The sequence below is a fragment of the Novilysobacter antarcticus genome, assembly GCF_019802285.1.
Taxonomy (GTDB): Bacteria; Pseudomonadota; Gammaproteobacteria; order Xanthomonadales; family Xanthomonadaceae; genus Novilysobacter; species Novilysobacter antarcticus.
Window position 1 is genome coordinate 807,308 of sequence record NZ_JAIEUJ010000002.1, and the last position, 13,833, is coordinate 821,140.

Sequence of the window (13,833 nt, forward strand, 5' to 3'; positions counted from 1 at the left end):
ATGGGCGACCTGCAGCGCTAACGTGAAAACCGCTTTCATCGACGATTTACCGGGATTGAACGAGACTTGTTGATTGACCTTGACCCCTGCCACGGACCGCGTATGAGCATGCATCCGACTTCCTCCCGACCTTCCCTGCGCACTCTGGCGATGCTGATGCTCGCGGCCTGTTTTGGTGGGGTGGTCGCCGGCGTGGTCCTGCACGGCCTGCAGACGCCTGCCGTGGCCGCGCCGCTCACCGCGCCGGCGGCATCCGCCATCACACCGATGACGGCATCCCTGCCTTCCGCCGTCGGCGGGCAGCCGCTGCCATCGCTGGCCCCGATGCTCGCCCGGGTCACCCCGGCGGTGGTCAGCGTGCAGGCCAAGCAGCGCGTGCGGCTCAACAATCCATTCGCCAACGACCCGATCTTCCGCCGCATGTTCCCGCACATTCCGCAGGAACGGATCGAGCAGTCGCTGGGATCGGGCGTCATCGTCGATGCCGGCCGCGGTTACGTGCTTACCAATCACCACGTGATCGAGGGCGCCGAGGAAGTGACGGTCACCCTGGCCGATGGGCGCACGCTGGCAGCGGAGTTCGTCGGCTCCGATCCGGACACCGACGTGGCGGTGATGCGGATCCCTGCAGAGGGGCTTCAGCAGGTGACGTTTGCCGATTCGGGCGACCTGCGCGTCGGCGATTTCGTGGTCGCGGTCGGCAATCCCTTCGGTATCGGTCAGACCGTCACCTCAGGCATCGTTTCCGCGGTCGGCCGCACCGGCTTGCGCGGGCTCGGCTACCAGAGCTTCATCCAGACCGATGCCTCGATCAATCCGGGCAACTCGGGCGGCGCGCTGGTCAACCTGGACGGCCAGCTGGTCGGCATCAATACCGCCAGCTTCAACCCGCGCGGCAGCATGGCCGGCAACATCGGGCTGGGCTTCGCGATTCCGGTCAACCTGGCGCGCAACGTGATGGAGCAACTGGTGACCAGCGGCGAGGTCCGCCGGGGCACCTTCGGCCTGGACGCGCAGGACGTGGACGCTCGCCTGGCCAAGGCACTGGGTCTGGATCATCCGCGCGGCGCGCTGGTTACCCGCGTGCATGAGAATTCGGCTGCCGCGGCGGCAGGTGTGAAGTCCGGGGATGTGATCATCGCTGCCGACGGCGAGCGCATCGACAACCGCGACGGGTTGCGCAACTTCGAGGGCCTGCACGCCATCGGCAGCAAGGTGCAGCTGGACATCCGTCGCGACGGCAAGCCGCTGCGCCTGACCGCCACGCTGAAGGAGCAACCACGTGCGCTGGCCGGAGCCAGCCTGGACCCGCGGCTTGCGGGAGCCGGCTTCAGCGAACTGCCGGAGCGCCTGCGCCAGGCTGGCATGTCCGGCGTGCTGGTGGAATCCGTGGTCCAGGGCAGTCGCGCCGCGGCCAGCGGCATGCGCGAGGGTGACGTGGTAACCGCATCCAGCGCCGGCGCGTTCGAGGATCTGGCCGGCTTCCGCACGGGCTTCACACGGCCTCCGGCACAGTTGGTTTTGCAGATCGTTCGCGGCAATCAACGCGGTGTGCTGCAGATGCAATAAATTCCAACACCCCCTCAGGAGCGATATCAATGAATCCGAACGACCCCACCGCCAACAATCCCGGCACCAACCCCACCCAGTCCGTGAAGTCGAACCTGGGCGAGGTGGGCAGCCATCTGAAGCAGGCGGCGCAGCACACCGGCCAGACGTTGAAGGGTGCAGCCAGCGCCGCCGGCGAAGAGCTTCGCACCGGCCAGACCAGCATCAGGTCCGAACTGGCCGAAAGCGCATCAGCCGGCAAGGCCGCCGCCAGTGACGTCGCCGGTGCCGCCCGCGAGCAGGCCGATGAGTTGCTGGAGAAAGGGCGCGACCTGATCGACAGCGCGGCGGACCTCATCCGCGAGCGCCCGATGGCCGCCTTCGGTGCCGCGCTTGCGGCGGGCTGGGTGCTTGCCAAGCTCACCCGCAACAACGACTAAGTCGCGGCGATGGAAAGCCACGGCGAAGACGACCGGCGTCAGGACGACCCACCCGTGGCCGACGAGCTGCGGGAGGCCCTGCGCCAGATCGGCCAGACCGGTCAGGCCAGCCTCTCCGCAGTAGGGGATACGGCCAAGGCATTGCGTGCACTGGTGGCGGCGGATGTGTCGCTGGCACGCAGTGCCTTGGGCCGAACCCTGGCGATGAGTGGGGTGGCGATCATCTGCGGCGCCACCGCATGGCTGTTCCTGATGGGCGCCCTGGTCGTGTTCCTCAACGGTGCGACCGTGCTTACCTGGACTGCCTCGCTGCTCATCCCGGCCGCATTGAGCCTGGTGGCGGCCGGCATCGCCACTTGGGCGGCAGTGCACTACTTCGGGCATACCCGCCTGGACGCTACCCGGCGCCAACTCGCCCGGCTCGGCATCGGCGAGTTGTCTGACGTGATGCCGTCCCCCGATTCGGCCGAGTGCGCGCGTGACGCGGAGTCCGCAAAGGCGGATCAGCAACGTGCCGTGAAGCAGGCGAAACGCGCGGCGACCGAACAGGCAGCTTCGTGAGCGGTCTGCCGGGTTGCCCGGGCCGCGGACGGTCGGCAGGTTTCACTTTCGCGGGGTCTCGGCGGTGCGGATTGCAACACCGAGACGGTGCAGGGGAAGAACGATGAATTTCGAGAAGTTGAAGAACAAGGTCGATCAGGCCGAGAACACACTGGAGGCAAACGAGCGTCGGGTCGGCGCCGACGTGCGTCAGCTGAAGGACTCGTGGAGGGCGTTGTGGTCACCGGGCAGGATCATCGTCGTCGGCCTGGCGAGCGGCTTCCTGATCGGACGCGCCGAGCCGCTGCAGACCGTGGCGCGCAGCGGTGGCCTGCTGCGACTCAGCAGTACCCTGATGACGCTGTTTTCCGGGATCACGGCCGCTTCCGCGGCCGGCGACGCCGAGGCGGCGGTAGAGACGGGGGAGGAAGAAGCCCGGCGAACGGCTGTCGCCAGCGAGCCGCTCGCGGCCGTCGCACCCGGGCTTGCCGCGAGCGCGGATTCGACGCGCCGTCGGCGACGCCAGTTGCCGCCCGACGCCAACGATAGTGCGGCGCAGGATTATCTTGAGCGGCTGGCGTCCGCGGCGCGCCAGGCCGGGGGCAACGGCTGAACATGACGGCAGGGCCTGCGGACCCCGGCTCGTGTCCGACGCAGGCAGACCCGTCCGTGCCGCTCCCGTCGACTTTTCAGGCTGACCCCGAGTCGTTTGCCGGCGAGGAAGATCCACCGCTTTCGCCGGTGCGTCCGCGGGCGTCCCACGCGCTCAATCTCCTCGCAACGCTCGCGGTGGGCTATACGCTCTGGAAGGCGCAGGGGGTAGTCCTGCCCATTCTGCTGGGGATGTTCTTTGCCCTGATCGGCAATCCGATCATCCGCGGCCTGCGACGCCTGCACCTGCCCCGCGTCCTCGGTGCGACGATCGTTCTGCTGGGCGGTCTGGCGGCCACCGTCACGTTGGGTTACCAGCTGGCCCAGCCCGCCGCCGAGTGGACGCGCCAGGTGCCCAAGGAGCTCAGCCGGCTGGCGCCAAAACTGCGCGAGATGACCAAGCCGGTGCACGCCGCCAGCGAAGCGGCGGAAAGCATTGCCCGCGCCACCGAGGCCGGCGATGGCAAGAAAGTCGATGTGGTGCGCACCGAGGTCAACGATCCCTACCGGTCGCTCACCACCACCCCGATGATGCTGACATCCCTGCTGGCGGTCGTCCTGCTGACCTTTTTCTTCATGGTCTACGGCGAAAACCTGCAACGCAACGCGATCTCGCTGTTGCCGAGCCGGCAGCAAAAGCGCGTCACCGTGGAGATCATGCAATCCATCGAGCGCGAGATTTCCCGCTACGTCCTGACCATCAGCATCATCAACGTGCTGCTCGGCCTGGCCCTGGCCGGCTCGTTCTATCTGCTCGGCGTGCCGTTGGCCGAAGCGCTGCTGTGGGGAACCATGGCGGCCGTGCTCAACTTCGCTCCCTACGTCGGGCCGTTGATCGGGATCATCATCATGTTGCTGATGGGGTTCGTGGCCTTCGACGAGGCGTGGATGTCGCTGGTGCCCGCCGGGATCTACCTCGGGCTGCACACGCTGGAGGGACAGATCCTGACCCCGGTCATCCTGGGCCGGCAGATGCAGCTGTCGCCCCTGGTGCTGATCATGGCGCTGATGGCGTTTGGCTCGTTGTGGGGAATCGTCGGCCTGCTGCTGGCGGTGCCCTTGCTGGTCTGCGTGAAAATCTGCCTGTCGCGGATCGAGGGGCTGGAGGGTTGGGCCCGTCTGCTGGAATGATGGGCTGCCGCCTTGCCGCCACCCGCGGCCATCAGGCCCCACCCGCTAGAATGGCTGCGTGAGCTTTCCCGTCCGCGCCATCACCCTCGACCTCGACGACACGATCTGGCCCATCGCGCCGGCCATCGTGGGTGCGGAGGCCGCACTGGAGGCGTGGATGGCGGAAAACGCACCCCGTGCCGCCCGGATGTGGCCCGCCAGCGAGCGCCAGCGGCTTCGTGAGCTGGCCAACAGCGAGCGTCCGCGCCTTGCCCACGACATGACCGCGCAACGCCAGTGGATGATCGAACGCATGCTGGTGCTCGCCGACGAAGACGTGGAACTGGCCGAGTCTGCCTACGACACCTATTTCGCCGCCCGCTGCGATGTCGAGCACTACCCGGACAGCGTGGCTGCCCTGGAGCGCCTGGCAGCGCGGGTCCCGCTGGCCGCCGTCAGCAACGGCAATGCCTGCCTGGACACGATCGGCCTGATGCACCTGTTCCAGTTCCAGCTCGGCGCCCGCGAGCACGGCGCCGCCAAGCCGGAGGCGAGCATCTTCCATGCCGCCTGCGAGCGCCTCGGCGTCCCCCGCGAGCAGGTCCTGCACGTCGGCGACGACCCGTACATGGATGTGATCGGTGCACGCCGGGCGGGTCTGCGCGCCTGCTGGATCAACCGCGCTGACAAGCACGGCGGGTTCCAGGCCTGGCCCGATGCGCGGCCGCACCCCGACCTCGAATTTCCCACACTTTCCGCGCTGGCCGACTGGCTCGACGCAGCGCATTCCAAGGAGTCGATCCGTCCATGAGTCTGCCGCTTGGCTTTACCGCTACCACCACCGATGCCCTGCCCCTGCACATCGTCAGCCCGGACCGGCTGGAGCAGTGGCGCGCGGCGCAACCGCCGGCGCATGGCAAGTGGCTGGACGCGCAGGGGTTCGACGCCAGCGCCGGCTCGGTGGCGCTGCTGTCGGCCGACGACGGCAGCATCGCCGGTGCCGTGATCGGCGTGGCCGACGGCGCCGACGCCTATTGCTACGCACACGCACCGTTCGCACTGCCGCCCGGCACCGTCTGGACGCCCGCCGAAGGGCTGGACGAGGCGGACGCCACCAACCTGGCGCTGGGCTGGGGCCTGGGCAGTTACCGCTACTCCCGCTACCGCAAGCCCAAGCGCGCACCAGCAGAGCTTGCGGCGTCGCCTGCGCAGGAAGTGCGTGATGTCATCGCGGCGTGCCTGCGGGTGCGCGACTGGGTCACCACGCCCACCGAGGACATGGGCCCGCAGCAGCTGGAAGATGCCGCGCGCGGCCTGGCTGAAAGCCATGGCGCCGAGCTTGAAGTGATTGCCGGTGATGCGCTGCTGGAGCAGAACTTCCCCACCATCCACGCCGTAGGCCGCGCCTCGCATCGCGCACCCCGCCTGATCGCCCTGCGCTGGGGCAATCCGGAACATCCGCACCTGGCCCTGGTGGGCAAGGGCGTGTGCTTCGACACCGGCGGGCTGGACATGAAGGCCGCCGATGGGATGCGCAACATGAAGAAGGACATGGGCGGCGCCGCACACGCCTTGGCCCTCGCCGGACTGGTCATGGCGCAGGCCTTGCCGGTTCGGCTGACCCTGCTGATGGCGGCGGTGGAGAATGCGGTCGGCCCGGATTCCTTCCGCCCCGGCGACGTCATCACCACGCGCAAGGGCATCACGGTGGAGGTCGACAACACCGACGCCGAAGGGCGGCTGGTGCTGTGCGATGCGCTGGCCTATGCCTGCGAGCAGAACCCCGACACGATCATCGATTTCGCCACCCTTACCGGCGCCGCCCGTGTTGCCCTGGGGCCCGACCTCCCGGCGCTGTTCGCCAACGATGACACGCTTGCCCGGCAGTGGCTCGACGCTGGCGAGACGACCCGGGATCCGGTCTGGCGCATGCCGCTGTGGCGCCCTTACCTGCGCTATCTGGACAGCAGCATCGCCGACATCGCCAATGCCGGTTCCCGCATGGCCGGCTCGGTGACGGCTGCGCTGTACCTGGAGCGGTTTATCAGCGAGGGCCAGAAGTGGGCCCATCTGGATGTGTACGCCTGGAACGACAAAGACCGCCCCGGGCGTCCCGCCGGTGGCGAGGCGCTGGCGCTGCGCTCGGCTTGGACAATGCTCAAGGAGCGCTACGGGCGCTGAGCCGGCGGCGCGCGCAACGGGCGAAGTCGGCCCGGGTTCGTCACAGTCCGACTGGCGAGCTTGGGGTATGACATGTCAACCCCTGCCGCGAACACTGCCATGACGCCCGACGCTCCCCCTCCTTCCCCGCGACCGATACGGGGTCCGTGGCTGCCATTGGCGGGTATCGCTGCCATCGCACTCGTGGGCGCGGGCGCTTTCGCCTGGGCCGCGGGCTGGATCGGCAGCAGCGGCCGTCTCACCTCGCAGGAATTCGTCGACAGCATCGAGGCGACCGGCGCCAATCATCCCGGCTTCAGACGTGCGCACAGCAAGGGTGTCTGCGTCAGCGGCAGCTTCCAAGGCACCGAGGAGGGCGCCGCACTGTCGAGTGCGCGGGCATTCTCGCAGGCCGCCGTGCCCGTGTTGGGGAGGATGTCGATCGGTGGCGGCGACCCGCATGGCGCCGACGCCGCAGCACGCGTGCGAAGCATGGCTCTGCTGCTCCGCACCGACGACGGCCAGCAGTGGCGGATGGCGATGAACAGCTTTCCGTTCTTCGGCGCGCCAACGACGGCGGCGTTCCTGGAGCAGACCCGCGCCGGCATTCCGGATCCGGCGACCGGCAAGCCCGACCCGGCGAAAATGGCCGCATTCCTTGCCAAGTATCCACAGGCACGCCGCTTCCAGGCGTGGGCCAAATCCGCGCCCTGGTCGGACAGTTGGGCCAACACGGACTACAACGGGGTCCACACCTTCTACTTCGTCAACGCCGCCGGCGAGCGCCAGCCGGTACGCTGGTCGATGCGACCGCACGCGCCCTTCGTCGAGATGGACAAGGCGCAGCGCGAGCAGGCTTCCGCAGACTACCTCGCCGAGGAGCTCGAGCGTCGACTGGCCACCGGACCCCTGCGCTGGGACATGGTTGTGACACTGCCCGAAGCCGGCGATGCGCTGGACGATCCATCGCAACCGTGGCCCGAGGCTCGCCGGGAGATCACGATCGGCACGCTCAGCCTTGAGCAGACGCAGCCGCAGGCCACGGGCCCGTGCCGGGATGTGAACTTCGATCCTCTGATCCTGCCCCCCGGCATTGCCGCGTCGGATGACCCGATCCTGGCCGCCCGCTCGGGCGTGTACGCGCAGTCTTTTTTCCGCCGTGAGCGCGAGATCGCCAGCGGCAAGGCCGGCGATGCCACGGGCCAGGAGGCGTCGCCATGAATCCGCGCCCATCCGTCGCACATTTCAACCTGTTGGCACGCGTGCTGCACTGGAGCATGGCGGTCCTGATCCTCACCATGCTTTTTGTCGGGGTCACCATGGTCGCCTCGCTGAGCCTGCGTCCGATGCTGATCGAGCTGCACCGGCCGATCGGCATTGCGATCCTGCTGCTGGCACTTGTGCGACTGGGCAATCGCCTGGCCCACCGAACACCTCCCTTGCCCACCGACCTGCCCGCCATCCAGAAGACCGCCGCCCTTGTCTCGCACTGGGTGCTGTATGCGCTGATGCTGTCGATGCCGCTGATCGGCTGGGGAATGCTGTCGGCGGGCGGCTATCCCATCGTGATGTTCGGCAACGTCGAGCTTCCTGCCATCCTGCCGCATTCGGCGACGCTGTTCGCTCTGCTCCGCGGTGCACACGGGCTGTTGGCGTACCTGCTGTTTGCCACCGTGCTGCTGCACCTGTCGGCGGCGCTGTACCACGCTTGGGTGCGGCGCGACGGTGTGTTCGCCAGCATGGCGGGCGGTCCGGGTCACGACGAGAGCCGATAAAGCAGCGAATCTTCGGGACGTCCAGGCTTCGCCTGGCTGACATATCTGGCCACCTCGCTGGTTGACAACTCTGCAAACCAGAGTACTTTGTAATCCATCAACCGGAGGAACAAAACCATGCAACAGGCCGATCAGCTCAAACAGGATCTGGATTATGTGGTCGGCGCCGTGCGCCGGCATGACCGTGGCGCCGGCGTCCCGTCGATTTACTTCATGTGGGCGGCGATCATCGCTGTCGGTTGGGCCTTGCCCGACTTCGCGCCGCAACTGGCCGCACCGTTTTGGGTGCTGTTCGGCATCGGCGGCGGGCTGGTCAGCATCTGGCTTGCATCACGGGATACCAAACGCAGCGGCTCGGTGGATCAGGAACTCGGGCGTCGCCACGGCCTGCACTGGCTGGTTACCGGCGCGGCATTCCTGGTGTGCTGGCTGCCGGTGATGCGTGGCGCGCCGATTGAGACCGCGGTGGGCAACTTCATGTTGGTGGCCGCGATTTCCTATGCCTTGGCCGGCGTGCACCTGGAGCGCCCGCTGCTGTGGACCGGCTTGCTCATGCTGGCGGCTTATGTCGTGCTGACGATGTTTGCATGGCCCTACACCTGGACCGCCACCGGTCTGCTGGTCGCCATTGCGCTGGCCTGGGCCGGTTTCAGCAGCCAGCGCTCGCGGTCGCCGGCCCATTCGGAATGAAAGCGCTGGACGGGCTGGACAGCGCGTTCGAACATCGCGCGCGACTGGCGATCGGGGTCTTGCTGGCACGCCACGACGAGATCAGCTTCGCGCGTTTCAAGCAGAGCCTGTCGCTCACCGATGGCAATCTGGGGGCACAGCTGCGAAAGCTCGAGGACGCGGGGTATCTGGCGCTGCGGCGAGACTTCGTCGAACGCAAACCGGTCACCTGGTACCGCCTCACCGATGCGGGACGCGACGCCCTCGACAGCCACCTGGCGGCACTGCAGGCGATGATCGCAACCGCGGCGGGCTAGCCGAGGTACCGTCGCGATACTCCGCCTCGGCCCGGTGAAATGCACTGTGCCGATGCACCTTCCCACTTATCGGCGCAGGTTGGCACTGAACCTGTCGCGCGTCACACTCGGGCGACCACCACTGCAAGGGCGCATATGACCGACTCGGCCGAGCTGCTCAAGTCGCTCAAGATCGACCGCACGGCGCCGCCACCGCCGCGCAAGCGGTGGCCCTGGCTCGCCGCCGCTGCCGTGCTGATGGCAGTGATCGCCGTCGGTGGTTTCTTCCTGCGCGGTCAGGGCGGTATCGAGGTGCGCACCGCGCCCGCGGTGGCGATGTCCAGCGGCAGTGCGGCGGTGCTCGACGCCACCGGCTATGTGGTTGCCCGCCGCATGGCCACCGTGTCGTCCAAGATCACCGGCAAGGTGCGCGAGGTGATGATTGAGGAGGGCCAGCAGGTCGAGGCCGGGGACATCATGGCCACGCTGGACCCGATCGATGCCAATGCCGAGCGGAACCTGGCGCGCGCCCAGCTCGCCGCGGCGCGCAGCCAGATCGACGCGGCCCAGGCCCAGTCCCGCGAGGCCGCTGCCAACGCCGCCCGTCTGCAGCCTCTGGCGCGGCAACAGCTGGTGTCCTCGGCGCAGTACGACCAGGCCGTCGCCGAGCGAGACGCCTTGCGCTCGCAACTGCAGACCGCGCAACGCAACGCGCAGGTCGCCGCCGACCGCCTGGCTATCGCCGACAACGGCGTCGACAACACGGTGGTGCGTGCGCCCTTCACCGGCGTGGTCATTGCCAAGGCGGCCCAACCTGGCGAGATCATCTCGCCACTCTCGGCGGGCGGCGGCTTCACCCGCACCGGCATCGGCACCATCGTCGACATGGACTCCCTGGAGGTCGAGGTCGATGTCGGCGAGGCCTACATCGGCCGGGTGACGCCCAAGATGCCGGTCGAGGCTGTGCTCAACGCCTATCCCGACTGGCGCATTCCCGGTTCGGTGATCGCGATCATCCCGACCGCCGACCGTGGCAAGGCGACGGTCAAGGTGCGTGTCGCGCTGGACGAAAAGGATCCACGGATCGTCCCCGACATGGGTGTTCGGGTCAGCTTCATGGAGCAGGCCAAGACCGGCGAGGAAGCACCGGCGGGAGTGCGCGTGCCAGCGGCGGCAGTGGTCACCCGCGACGGCAAGGACATCGCCTTCGTGCTGGGCAGCGATGACACCGTCGCCCAGCGCGCCGTGGAAGCCGGCATCGCCACCGGTAGCGACCGCCAGGTGCTTTCGGGACTGAAGGCCGGCGAGACCGTGGTATTGGATCCCCCGACGGAGCTCAAGGACGGCGCCAAGGTCCGGCTGGCAAAGGACGCCTCGCCATGACGCCGCTGGTCAGCCTCCGCAACCTGACCAAGACCTACCAGCGCGGGCCGGAGAAGATCGAGGTGCTGCACGGGATCGATCTGGACATTGCCGAGGGCGACTTCGTGGCCCTGATGGGACCGTCCGGCTCGGGCAAGACCACCCTGCTGAACCTGATTGGCGGCCTGGACACCCCGACCGGTGGCGAGATCTCGATCGAAGGCGAGCGCATCGACCGCATGAGCGCCGGCCAGCTGGCCAACTGGCGCAGCCGGCATGTCGGCTTCGTGTTCCAGTTCTACAACCTGATGCCGATGCTGACCGCGCAGAAGAACGTCGAGCTGCCGCTGCTGCTGACACCGCTCAAGGCGGCGCAGCGCAAGCGCAATGCCGGCATCGCCCTGCAGCTGGTGGGCCTGGCCGATCGCACCTCGCACAAGCCCAACGAACTGTCCGGCGGCCAGCAGCAGCGCGTCGCGATTGCGCGGGCCATCGTGTCCGACCCGACCTTCCTGATCTGCGACGAACCCACCGGCGACCTGGACCGGCATTCCGCCGAGGAGATCCTGACCCTGCTGCAGTCGCTCAACCGCGACCACGGCAAGACCATCATCATGGTCACCCACGATCCAAAGGCAGCCGAATACGCCACCCACACCGTCCACCTCGACAAGGGCGAGCTGGTCGACGCGCCCGAGCTGGCGCGCTGAGGCGGCGATGAAATACCTCTGGCTGGTCTGGGCCCAACTGCGGCGCAGCAAGACCCGCACCCTGCTGACGCTGCTGTCGGTGGTCGCCGCCTTCCTGCTGTTCGGGATGCTCGATTCGGTCCGCGTGGCGTTCAATTCCGGCGGCAGCGTGGACGGTGCGAACCGGCTGGTGGTGGCCTCGCGCCTGTCGATCACCCAGACCCTGCCGATCCGGCTGCTGAACCAGATCGAGGGCGTTCCGGGCGTGCGCAAGGCGACCTACGCGATGTGGTTCGGCGGCATCTACCAGGACCCGAAGAACTTCTTCCCCAACTTCTCGGTGGGCGACAACTACTTTGATGTCTACGCGGATTTCGACATCCCGGCGGACCAGCTGAAAGCCTGGCAGGACAACCAGACGGGTGCGGTGGTGGGCGAGGCGCTGGCGCAAAAGTTCAACTGGAAGATCGGCGACACCATTCCGCTGCAGGCGACGATCTTCCCCCGCAGCGGCAGCAACGATTGGCCGCTGCAGCTCGAGGCCATCTACCGCTCGCGCGACCGCGACAACGTCGGCGCCGAGCAGCAACTGCTGATGCACTGGAAGTACTTCGACGAGGCCAACGACTACATCAAGAACCAGGTCAGCTTCTTCACCGTGCAACTGGCCGACCCCGACCAGGCCTCGCGCGTCGCACAGGCCATCGACGCGCTGTCGGCCAACTCCGACCACGAGACCAAGAGCCAGACCGAGTCCGCGTTCCAGCAGTCCTTTGCCAAGCAGTTCGCCGACATCGGCCTGATCGTCACCGCCATCATGGGCGCGGTGTTCTTCACCCTGCTGCTGCTCACCGGCAACACCATGGCCCAGGCCGTGCGCGAGCGGGTGCCGGAGCTGGCGACCCTGAAGACGCTGGGCTTCCGCGACTCCACCATGCTCGGGCTGGTGATGGCCGAGTCGGTACTGCTGGTGGCGATCGGCGGGCTGAGCGGGCTGAGCCTGGCGGCACTGGCGATGCCGGGCATCTCCGCCGCCAGCGGTGGGATGATCGGCCTGCCGCAGGTGCCGGCGCAGACCTGGCTGGTCGGGATCGGATTGATGGTCGCCATCGGCGTGGTGGTGGGTCTGCTGCCGGCGCTGCGCGCCAAGCGCCTGAAGATCGTCGATGCGCTGGCGGGCCGATGACGATGCGGACTGACGATCGCTCCGCCGACCGATGCGCAAGCAATCCGGGGCACGCGCCATGAACAAGCACCGGTTGTGGAACCTGCTCACCATCGTGCTGCTGGTGGTCGGACTGGCGGCGTGGATCGTGTTGCCGTGGTGGGGCCTGCTCGCCCTGGCGGTCGCGCTGGCCGCGTGGGTGAGCCTGACCCGCAACGGTCGCCTGTCCCTTGCCGCCACGCGGATCGGCATTGCCAGCCTGCCGCAGCGTTGGGGCGCCTGCTCGGTGATCATCGTCGGCATCGCCGGTGTGGTCGGCGTGCTGGTGGCGATGCTGGCGATGGGCGAAGGCTTCAAGGCGACCCTGCAGGCCACCGGCAGCGACGACACGGCGATCATCCTGCGCGGCGGTTCCCAGGCGGAAACCAACTCGGTGATCCTGCGCGACCAGGTACCACTCGTCTCCAGCCTGCCCGGCATCGCCCGCGACGGGCAGGGCAAACCGCTGCTGACCGCCGAACTCTCGCAGGTGGTCGCGCTGAAGGCGCGCTCCGACGGCAGCGACTCCAACGCGCAGCTGCGCGGCGTCGGCGAGGAAGCCTGGCAGGTGCGCCCGGGTGTGCGCCTGGTGGAAGGCCGCAAGTTCCAGCCGGGGCTACAGGAGCTGGTGGTCGGTCAGGGCGCGCAGTCGCAGTTCCTAGGGCTGGAAGTGGGCAGCACGCTGGAATTCGCCAACCAGCAGTGGACGGTGGTGGGCAAGTTCGCCTCCGGGGACGCCTACGACTCGGAGCTGTGGGGCGATGCCCAGACGATCGCCTCGACCTACCGTCGCAATGCCTACCAATCCATCACTGTGCGTACCGACGGCACCGACGGGTTCCAGCGCCTCAAGGCGGCAATGGATGCCGACCCGCGACTGAAGCTCGATGTGGAGACCACGCGCAGCTATTACCGCAAGCAATCCGGCCAGCTCAGCACCCTGATCAATGTCCTGGGCACGGTGATTGGCGCGATCATGGCGGTGGGCGCGGTGTTCGGCGCACTCAATACGATGTACGCCGCGGTGGCGGGACGTGCGCGGGAGATCGCAACGATGCGCGCGATCGGATTCCGCAGCCTGCCGGTCGTGCTCGCGGTCATGCTGGAAACGATGCTGCTGGCACTGCTGGGCGGCGTTCTGGGCGGGTTGATCGCCTGGGCGATCTTCAATGGCTACACGGTGTCCACGCTGGGCAACAACTTCAGCCAGGTGGTGTTCCAGTTCAAGGTCTCGCCGCAGTTGCTGTGGACCGGTTTGAAATGGGCGCTGGGCATCGGTCTGGTTGGCGGTCTGTTTCCGGCTCTCCGCGCGGCGCGGTTGCCGGTGACGGTCGCGTTGCGTGATGCCTGAAACAACGCGGGCACCCTCGGGTGCCCGCTAAGTGGGAA

15 protein-coding genes are annotated in these 13,833 nt (G+C 67.7%); all 15 read left to right on the forward strand.

The genetic code is table 11. From position 1 onward, the window contains the following. The first annotated feature begins 108 nt into the window (after nucleotides 1-108). The 15 genes from KZ491_RS08410 (at nucleotide 109) to KZ491_RS08480 (ending at nucleotide 13,795) form a co-directional block, all read left to right on the forward strand. Nucleotides 109-1,569 carry a Do family serine endopeptidase gene (locus KZ491_RS08410; RefSeq protein ID WP_222565551.1) on the forward strand — a complete coding sequence of 487 codons (1,461 nt, stop codon included), beginning with the start codon at nucleotides 109-111 and terminating at the stop codon, nucleotides 1,567-1,569. Nucleotides 1,570-1,598: 29 nt separating this feature from the next. After that, complete coding sequence (locus tag KZ491_RS08415) at nucleotides 1,599-1,988, forward strand: hypothetical protein (RefSeq protein ID WP_222565362.1); 390 nt, start codon at nucleotides 1,599-1,601, stop codon at nucleotides 1,986-1,988. Nucleotides 1,989-1,997: 9 nt separating this feature from the next. After that, complete coding sequence (locus tag KZ491_RS08420; protein ID WP_222565363.1) at nucleotides 1,998-2,549, forward strand: phage holin family protein; 552 nt, start codon at nucleotides 1,998-2,000, stop codon at nucleotides 2,547-2,549. Between the two features lie 103 nt (nucleotides 2,550-2,652). Next, nucleotides 2,653-3,141 (forward strand): hypothetical protein, encoded by a 489-nt coding sequence (locus KZ491_RS08425; protein ID WP_222565364.1) that lies wholly within the window; start codon nucleotides 2,653-2,655, stop codon nucleotides 3,139-3,141. 2 nt (nucleotides 3,142-3,143) lie between these two features. After that, a complete protein-coding gene (locus tag KZ491_RS08430) occupies nucleotides 3,144-4,310 on the forward strand; it encodes an AI-2E family transporter (protein ID WP_222565365.1) in 1,167 nt (388 codons plus the stop codon). Between the two features lie 58 nt (nucleotides 4,311-4,368). Next, nucleotides 4,369-5,100, forward strand: coding sequence for an HAD family hydrolase (locus tag KZ491_RS08435; RefSeq protein WP_222565366.1), 732 nt, complete (start codon nucleotides 4,369-4,371; stop codon nucleotides 5,098-5,100). After that, entirely contained in the window at nucleotides 5,097-6,470 is a 1,374-nt protein-coding gene (locus KZ491_RS08440; protein ID WP_222565367.1) for a leucyl aminopeptidase family protein, read from the forward strand. Before KZ491_RS08435 ends, KZ491_RS08440 begins: the two co-directional genes overlap by 4 nt. A 99-nt stretch (nucleotides 6,471-6,569) precedes the next feature. Beyond that, nucleotides 6,570-7,670 (forward strand): catalase family peroxidase, encoded by a 1,101-nt coding sequence (locus tag KZ491_RS08445; protein ID WP_222565552.1) that lies wholly within the window; start codon nucleotides 6,570-6,572, stop codon nucleotides 7,668-7,670. Further along, on the forward strand, nucleotides 7,667-8,224 hold the full coding sequence (locus tag KZ491_RS08450) for a cytochrome b (RefSeq protein ID WP_222565368.1): 558 nt from the start codon (nucleotides 7,667-7,669) through the stop codon (nucleotides 8,222-8,224). The genes KZ491_RS08445 and KZ491_RS08450 overlap by 4 nt, the downstream gene beginning before the upstream one ends. Before the next feature lie 117 nt (nucleotides 8,225-8,341). Further along, entirely contained in the window at nucleotides 8,342-8,914 is a 573-nt protein-coding gene (locus KZ491_RS08455) for a hypothetical protein (protein WP_222565369.1), read from the forward strand. Further along, complete coding sequence (locus KZ491_RS08460; protein ID WP_222565370.1) at nucleotides 8,911-9,210, forward strand: winged helix-turn-helix domain-containing protein; 300 nt, start codon at nucleotides 8,911-8,913, stop codon at nucleotides 9,208-9,210. The genes KZ491_RS08455 and KZ491_RS08460 overlap by 4 nt, the downstream gene beginning before the upstream one ends. A 135-nt stretch (nucleotides 9,211-9,345) precedes the next feature. Then, nucleotides 9,346-10,572 (forward strand): efflux RND transporter periplasmic adaptor subunit, encoded by a 1,227-nt coding sequence (locus KZ491_RS08465; protein WP_222565371.1) that lies wholly within the window; start codon nucleotides 9,346-9,348, stop codon nucleotides 10,570-10,572. After that, a complete protein-coding gene (locus KZ491_RS08470; RefSeq protein WP_222565372.1) occupies nucleotides 10,569-11,261 on the forward strand; it encodes an ABC transporter ATP-binding protein in 693 nt (230 codons plus the stop codon). Before KZ491_RS08465 ends, KZ491_RS08470 begins: the two co-directional genes overlap by 4 nt. A 7-nt stretch (nucleotides 11,262-11,268) precedes the next feature. Beyond that, nucleotides 11,269-12,426, forward strand: coding sequence for an ABC transporter permease (locus KZ491_RS08475; protein ID WP_222565373.1), 1,158 nt, complete (start codon nucleotides 11,269-11,271; stop codon nucleotides 12,424-12,426). Between the two features lie 58 nt (nucleotides 12,427-12,484). Then, complete coding sequence (locus tag KZ491_RS08480) at nucleotides 12,485-13,795, forward strand: ABC transporter permease (RefSeq protein ID WP_222565374.1); 1,311 nt, start codon at nucleotides 12,485-12,487, stop codon at nucleotides 13,793-13,795. The last annotated feature ends 38 nt before the right edge of the window (nucleotides 13,796-13,833 follow it).

What these genes read in the sequence shown, in the direction of transcription:
- KZ491_RS08470 (WP_222565372.1), top strand. Translation starts at nt 10,569, where the DNA reads ATGACGCCGCTGGTCAGCCTCCGCAACCTGACCAAGACCTACCAGCGC.
- KZ491_RS08410 (WP_222565551.1), top strand. Translation starts at nt 109, where the DNA reads ATGCATCCGACTTCCTCCCGACCTTCCCTGCGCACTCTGGCGATGCTG.
- KZ491_RS08445 (WP_222565552.1), top strand. Translation starts at nt 6,570, where the DNA reads ATGACGCCCGACGCTCCCCCTCCTTCCCCGCGACCGATACGGGGTCCG.
- KZ491_RS08465 (WP_222565371.1), top strand. Translation starts at nt 9,346, where the DNA reads ATGACCGACTCGGCCGAGCTGCTCAAGTCGCTCAAGATCGACCGCACG.
- KZ491_RS08455 (WP_222565369.1), top strand. Translation starts at nt 8,342, where the DNA reads ATGCAACAGGCCGATCAGCTCAAACAGGATCTGGATTATGTGGTCGGC.
- KZ491_RS08415 (WP_222565362.1), top strand. Translation starts at nt 1,599, where the DNA reads ATGAATCCGAACGACCCCACCGCCAACAATCCCGGCACCAACCCCACC.
- KZ491_RS08480 (WP_222565374.1), top strand. Translation starts at nt 12,485, where the DNA reads ATGAACAAGCACCGGTTGTGGAACCTGCTCACCATCGTGCTGCTGGTG.
- KZ491_RS08450 (WP_222565368.1), top strand. Translation starts at nt 7,667, where the DNA reads ATGAATCCGCGCCCATCCGTCGCACATTTCAACCTGTTGGCACGCGTG.
- KZ491_RS08460 (WP_222565370.1), top strand. Translation starts at nt 8,911, where the DNA reads ATGAAAGCGCTGGACGGGCTGGACAGCGCGTTCGAACATCGCGCGCGA.
- KZ491_RS08420 (WP_222565363.1), top strand. Translation starts at nt 1,998, where the DNA reads ATGGAAAGCCACGGCGAAGACGACCGGCGTCAGGACGACCCACCCGTG.
- KZ491_RS08425 (WP_222565364.1), top strand. Translation starts at nt 2,653, where the DNA reads ATGAATTTCGAGAAGTTGAAGAACAAGGTCGATCAGGCCGAGAACACA.
- KZ491_RS08430 (WP_222565365.1), top strand. Translation starts at nt 3,144, where the DNA reads ATGACGGCAGGGCCTGCGGACCCCGGCTCGTGTCCGACGCAGGCAGAC.
- KZ491_RS08440 (WP_222565367.1), top strand. Translation starts at nt 5,097, where the DNA reads ATGAGTCTGCCGCTTGGCTTTACCGCTACCACCACCGATGCCCTGCCC.
- KZ491_RS08475 (WP_222565373.1), top strand. Translation starts at nt 11,269, where the DNA reads ATGAAATACCTCTGGCTGGTCTGGGCCCAACTGCGGCGCAGCAAGACC.